This is a genomic window from Rhodovulum sp., from assembly GCF_011048875.1.
Lineage (GTDB): Bacteria > Pseudomonadota > Alphaproteobacteria > Rhodobacterales > Rhodobacteraceae > Rhodovulum > Rhodovulum tesquicola.
This window is the reverse complement of record NZ_DSDD01000342.1, coordinates 1-5,705: the sequence shown is the minus strand read 5'-3', so window position 1 is coordinate 5,705 and position 5,705 is coordinate 1. Positions and strand designations below refer to the sequence as shown.

Genomic DNA, 5,705 nt, shown 5'->3' with positions numbered 1-5,705 from the left:
TTTGAGCGGGGCGCTCAAGGATCGGCTGGCAGCGCAGGCCCGGGCCGAGGGCTTTGCCGCGATGGGGGTGTGCCGCCCCGATGCGATTCCGCAGGCCGCCGCGCGGCTGGCCGCGTTCGTCGAGCGGGGCTGGCACGGCCAGATGGCATGGATGGCCGAGCGGATGGGCTGGCGCGGCGATCCGGCGGCGCTGTGGCCTGCTGCGCGGTCGGTGGTGATGCTGGCCGAACCCTACAGCCCGGCGCATGATCCGCTGGCGGTGCTGGACCGGCTCGAGTGCGGCGCGATCTCGGTCTATGCGCAGAACCGCGATTACCATGACGTGCTGAAGGCGCGGCTGAAGCGGCTGGGCCGCTGGTTGATCGGCTCGGCGCCGGGGGCGGAGATCAAGGTCTTTGTCGATACCGCGCCGGTGATGGAAAAGCCGCTGGCGCAGGCTGCGGGGCTGGGCTGGCAGGGCAAGCATACCAACCTGCTGGGGCAGGGTCTGGGCAACTGGTTCTTCCTGGGCGCGATCTTCACCACGTTGGACCTGCCGCCCGATGCGGCGGGGCAAGAGCATTGCGGCAGTTGCACCGCCTGTCTGGAGGCCTGCCCTACAGGCGCCTTTCCCGCGCCCTTCCAGCTGGATGCGCGGCGCTGCATTTCCTATCTGACGATCGAGCATAAGGGGCCGGTGGACGAGGGCCTGCGGCCTCTGATGGGCAACCGGATCTATGGCTGCGACGATTGCCTGGCGGTCTGTCCCTGGAACAAGTTCGCCGCGGCCGCGCGCGAGGTGAAATATGCAGCCCGCCCCGATCTGGTCGCGCCGAGGCTGGCCGATCTGGCGGGGCTGGACGATGCGGGGTTCCGGGCGCTGTTCGCGGGATCGCCGATCAAGCGGATCGGGCGGGATCGCTTCGTGCGCAATGTCTGCTATGCCATCGGCAATTCGGGTGACAGGGCGCTGATCGGGCCGGTGCAGAGACTGGTTTGCGACCCGGACCCGACGGTGGCCGAGGCCGCGCGCTGGGCGGTGGCGCGGCTGTCGCGGGCTCAGTAGGACGGCGCGGTCGATGCGGAAGCCGTTGCCTTGCGGGTGCAGGGGCAGATCGTCGGGAAAGTCGTGGCGGCGGACCCGGAAGGGTGCATCGGCATGGTCGGCGACCTGGCGGGCGAATTCGCGGCCGACACGGGACCCGGTGCAGGAAGGTCTCGGTCAGCCGGTCCGCGAGGAAGCGGCGGGCCAGCGCCTCGGTTTCCGGGCCGGGGCGGGGCGGGCGGCGAGGCTGCGGCGCACGGCGGTTGCCGACAGCGCGCCCGAAACCGCCCAGAACTGACCATGCCCGGAGAGGGGATCGCCCGCCGCCGCCGAATCGCTGATGGTCAGCACGGCCAGATCGCCGGTAAAGGGGGACAGCGCGGGGGTGCAGTCGCGGATCACCAGCGGCCCCTCGGGCTGCAGGGCGGGCAGCGATGCGGTTTCGGCGGCAGCGGCGGCGAAGCGCTCGCCGGGCGGGGCGTCGCCCTGTGCATCGGTGACGAACTGCACCCAGGCCCGGCCCGGCCAGCCCTGCGCGATCCAGAGCCAGCCTTGCGCGATGGGCACCACGCGCACGCCGCGCGGCGCGGTGCGGTCCGCCCCGGCCCAGTCCGAGATCGACAGCGTGGCGGGGGCGCGGCGCAGGTCGTGCTGCGCGTGACCGCCGGGGAGACGGCGGCGGTGGGGCCTGTCGCGCTTGGGCTGGGGGATCTGGCCGCGCCGCTGGTTCTGTATGACCGGCTGGACCGGATCGCGGTGATGCCCGAGGTCACGATCTCGCGCGTGGGCGGCAATGACGGGCCGATTGCCAAGGCCCGCGCAGTTCGAGGTTCTGGGCTACCTGAACGGTCCCGATGGCGAGCCGGGCACCGAGGACGACATCCTCGCGGGCCATTTCCCCGCCGACTGGAGCACCGAGAATTTCGACGCGGTGGCCGCGGCGATGGAGGATGCGCGCTTTGCGGGCGTGATCGACGGCACGGGCCGGTTCACGCCGGGCGATGCGGGGCCGAACCCGGAACGGCCGATGATGACGAACAATGCGGGCAATCTGTGGGTGGTGGCCCGGCGTGAACAGGCGGGCGAGGTGCTGGAGGGGCGCGCGCAGCTTTACGCCACGATCCAGCGTTTCGTCGATCCGCCGATCCGGTGAGCGCGATGGGAATGCTGGCCTTCATCCCCGAGAATGCCCACCGGGTCGAGGTGGACGGGCGCGCGATGCTGATGCATGTGCCCTCGACCGGGCTGTATGAAATGGACGCGGTGGCGCGCGATGTGTTCGACCTGTTCGCGCGGGCGGGCGTGGCGGATGCCGAGGCGCGGGTGGCGGAACTGGGCAAGACGGTCGATTTCTCACTGACCACGAATGGCACGCTCTTGTCCGGGGCGCTGGTGGACTGGCCGGATGCGCATCGCTTCGGGCTGACCGAGTCGATGGACGGCCCCAAGGCGCTGCATGACGTGAACCGGCGGAACGTGGGCGGGCGGGGCACCTGAGACGCGGTGGCGCGGAATGTGCGGATGCTGCTGGGGCGCTATCGCTCGCGTCGCGTGGGCGCGCGGGTGACGCTGACGCGCGGGGTGACGGATGTGCTGGCGATCCATGACCATCTGCGCGGCGATCTGGGCTTTGCCGAGGTGGGATTCGGCCCGGCGACGTCCGGTCCGGTGTCGGTCTTCAACCTGGAAGGTGCTGCGCTGGGGCAGGTGTTCGAGGACATGAAGACGCTCGGGCGGCGCTATGTCGAGGCCGCGATACGGGGCGAGAATATCGGCTTCTCGAACATGCACCAGCTGCTGACGGACATCGCGCAGGGCACGAAAAAGGCGGTGCCCTGCGGGGCCGGGCTGGGGATGCTGGCGGTCGACAAGGCGGGCGACCTGCATCTGTGCCACCGCTTCGTCGGGTCGGACCAGCCGACCTATGGCAATGTCGAGACCGGCATCGACGTGCCGCGGCTGGCAGGCGTCATCGAGGGGGCGCAGGATCGCAGCGGCCATGGCTGCCGGACCTGCCGGATCCGGTCGATCTGCGCAGGCGGGTGCCACCACGAATCCTACGCGCGGCAGGGCGATCCGTTCGCGCCGGTCTATCACTATTGCGACCTGATACGGGGCTGGGTCGATTTCGGGATCGCCGCCTATACCCGCATCATGCAGGCCAATCCCGATTTCTTCCGTCGCCATCCTCAGCCGAGGAGAGCCCAATGAAACACCTGACCCCCGCCAATGCCCGGGCCAAGGCGATGGACGAGGCCCTTGAGGCCGAAGCCGCCGCGCCCGCAGAGGGCAGCGCCTGATCCTGGGCACCGAGCAGGAGCGGGTGAAGGCGCTGTTCGGGATGGACCTGTCGCCCGATGGCACGACGCTGGCGGTCTATGAAAGCCCGGTGGGGCTTTTCAAGGACCATTTCGAGGTGCGGCCCACGCGGCTGTTGCTGTATGACGCGGCAATCGGCGCGCTGCAGGCCCGGGCCGAGGCGCCGCGACACGTGACGGTGATCGCCTATTCCAGGGATGGCAGCCGGATCCACGGGATGGGCCGCGAGATGCATGTCTTCGACGGCGCAACCGGGCAGAAGGTGGATGAATTGCCGATCCATGGCTGGGACAAGGGCGAATATGTCCAGCCCGACGTTCTGGACGCCTGGTCGCAATTCAAGGTGGCGGGGATGGTGACCACGTCCTTCTGCACCTTCCGCGAGGATGGCGATTCCGAAGACCCGGAGGCCAATCGCACCGGGCTGCTGACGCCGGATCTGGAGACGCGCGCGCCGATCAAGGGTGAACCTGCCGCACAGCTATTACTCGGTGAACGTCTCAAGCGATGGCAGAACGATCTTCATCGGCGGCACGCTGGACAATATCGGGGTCTATGATGCCGAGACGCTGGAGAAGAAGGGCCAGATCGACCTGCCGGACGGGCATTCGATGTCGCTGGCCTCGGTGCGGCTGTTCCTGCCGGATGGCACCTGGGTCGCGGCGCGGCCTGACCGGCTGGGCCATGGAACGGCGGTGGCCGAGGTGATCCGGCGTGCGCTGCCCGATGCGCGGATCGTTCATGCGCAGGTGTTTCAGGATCGCCCGGTGACGACGGCGATCCAGGTGGCGAGTGCGCTGGACTGGCTGGCGGGGCGCTGCTGGCGGTGAGCCTGGGCGACAACCCGCGGCTGGGCGATCCGGCGGCGTCGGGTACGCGGCTCTGGCAGGTGCTGGAACAGGCCGACCTGGCCGATTGGGTGCGGGCGCAGGGGGGGGCGGGGCTGGACCTGATGCTGACCGAGACGGGCGCGAACCTGTCGGGCGGCGAGCGGCAGCGCGGTGCGGGTCAGCATGGCGTGGCCGCAGGCGCGGCGACATTCGGCAAGCGGCTCGGCAAAGCTGGTGCCCTCGGGGGCGGGGGTGCGGCGGTCGAGCATCCGGACGGGGAAGGCGATGGCGTTTTCGGGCGCAGCCATGCGGGGCGGGCGGCGCAGCGCGGCGCCAAGGGTGGTGGCGCGGGCCACCGCCTCGCCCAGCGGGCCGAGATCGGCAAAGGCAAGCGACAGGCCCTGACGCCAGGAGACCAGCGGATCGGAACTGTCGGCGCGCATCCGTTCCAGCCCCGAGACGAACTTGGCTAGCGCCATGGCGGGCGGGGTGTCGGCGCAGGCGGGGGGCACCAGCGCGGTATAGGGGCGGCCGAGTATCCAGGACGCGTCCATGGGCCTGACCTGTCGGGCGTTCACGAAGACGTTAACCGCTTGGGGGCGTGGCGGCCCATGAATTTGTTGACCCAAGGGCAGGTGCGCCGCGCGATCGGGGCGCGACTGCACGAAAAAGGGGTCCGCATCGCTGCGGACCCCCGTTTCGCGAGTGGGTTCGGTCAGTTGGCGCAGGCGCGAATCGCCTCGATATCCGGGCCGTTCGGCGTGCGGCCGAGGTTGAAGGGCGCCGAGGCGTCGCGCCATTGGGCGTAATCGGCCAGGTATTCGAGCTGGCTGAGATAGACCTTGGCCGAGTTCGGGTTGGCGCAGGCGGTTTCCACGATCACCTCGTTGGCGATTTCCTGCACGCGGGCCAGCGTCTCGTCGTCATAGCGGGTGATCTCCACCGCCTCGTCGAACTGGGCATAGGCCTCGGTCGCGCGGCGTTCGGTGAAGGCGAGCGACCACAACAGCGTCGCATTGGCCGCCACGCGCAGCTTTTCCTGCGTCTCGGGGGCGAGGGCGTCCCATGCGGACTTGTTGATCATCACCCCGAAGACCGAAGCCGACTGGTGCCAGCCGGGCGTGGCCCAGTATTTCGTCACCTGCTGGAAGCCGCCCGACCAGTCCACGTTCGGGGTGGAGAATTCCGCGCCGTCGATCACGCCGCGTTCGAGGGCCTGATAGATCTCGCCGCCCGCCATGGACACCTGGCTGCCGCCGAGGCGTTCGAGGATCCTGCCCTGTTCCAGGCCCGAGAGCCGCAGCCACTTGCCCTGAAGGTCTTCGAGCGTGCGAATCGGCGAATTGGTGCGGAATCCCGATTCGTTATTGGTGACGCCATAGGGCAGGTAGACCATGCCGTAATTGCCGTAGATCTCGTCATAAAGCGCGGCCCCGCCCCATTCGAGGATCCAGTTCACATAGTCCACCGCGTTGAACAGGCTGGCGGTGGTGGCCAGCGGCGAGAAGGCAGCATCGCGCCCGGCCCAGTAG

Annotated in this window: 9 protein-coding genes; 6 read left to right on the top strand and 3 right to left on the bottom strand. The window is 69.2% G+C overall.

Features of this window, described 5'->3' with window-relative positions; genetic code table 11:
* The first annotated feature begins 61 nt into the window (after positions 1-61).
* Positions 62-1,045 (top strand): tRNA epoxyqueuosine(34) reductase QueG, encoded by a 984-nt coding sequence (gene queG, locus ENN83_RS12015; protein ID WP_287187333.1) that lies wholly within the window; start codon positions 62-64, stop codon positions 1,043-1,045.
* A gap of 156 nt (positions 1,046-1,201) precedes the next feature.
* Here the strand turns inward: queG and ENN83_RS12010 are convergent, their stop codons facing one another.
* Entirely contained in the window at positions 1,202-1,591 is a 390-nt protein-coding gene (locus tag ENN83_RS12010; protein WP_287187331.1) for a hypothetical protein, read from the bottom strand.
* A gap of 238 nt (positions 1,592-1,829) precedes the next feature.
* Here ENN83_RS12010 and ENN83_RS12005 point away from each other — a divergent pair, with 238 nt between their 5' ends.
* The 5 genes from ENN83_RS12005 (at position 1,830) to ENN83_RS11985 (ending at position 4,173) form a co-directional block, all read left to right on the top strand.
* Complete coding sequence (locus ENN83_RS12005) at positions 1,830-2,177, top strand: hypothetical protein (RefSeq protein WP_287187330.1); 348 nt, start codon at positions 1,830-1,832, stop codon at positions 2,175-2,177.
* On the top strand, positions 2,174-2,521 hold the full coding sequence (locus ENN83_RS12000; RefSeq protein ID WP_287187328.1) for a hypothetical protein: 348 nt from the start codon (positions 2,174-2,176) through the stop codon (positions 2,519-2,521). Before ENN83_RS12005 ends, ENN83_RS12000 begins: the two co-directional genes overlap by 4 nt.
* 6 nt (positions 2,522-2,527) lie before the next feature.
* Complete coding sequence (locus tag ENN83_RS11995) at positions 2,528-3,235, top strand: SPASM domain-containing protein (protein ID WP_287187326.1); 708 nt, start codon at positions 2,528-2,530, stop codon at positions 3,233-3,235.
* A gap of 112 nt (positions 3,236-3,347) precedes the next feature.
* Positions 3,348-3,902, top strand: a complete 555-nt coding sequence (locus ENN83_RS11990; protein ID WP_287187325.1) for a hypothetical protein — start codon at positions 3,348-3,350, stop codon at positions 3,900-3,902.
* Positions 3,835-4,173 carry a hypothetical protein gene (locus ENN83_RS11985; protein WP_287187323.1) on the top strand — a complete coding sequence of 113 codons (339 nt, stop codon included), beginning with the start codon at positions 3,835-3,837 and terminating at the stop codon, positions 4,171-4,173. The genes ENN83_RS11990 and ENN83_RS11985 overlap by 68 nt, the downstream gene beginning before the upstream one ends.
* Here the strand turns inward: ENN83_RS11985 and ENN83_RS11980 are convergent.
* Entirely contained in the window at positions 4,098-4,727 is a 630-nt protein-coding gene (locus tag ENN83_RS11980; RefSeq protein WP_287187321.1) for a hypothetical protein, read from the bottom strand. The two genes, ENN83_RS11985 and ENN83_RS11980, sit on opposite strands and share 76 nt — an antisense overlap.
* A 161-nt stretch (positions 4,728-4,888) precedes the next feature.
* Positions 4,889-5,705, bottom strand: an 817-nt coding sequence (gene dctP, locus ENN83_RS11975; RefSeq protein WP_287187320.1) for a TRAP transporter substrate-binding protein DctP, incomplete at its 5' end; no start/stop codon positions are given.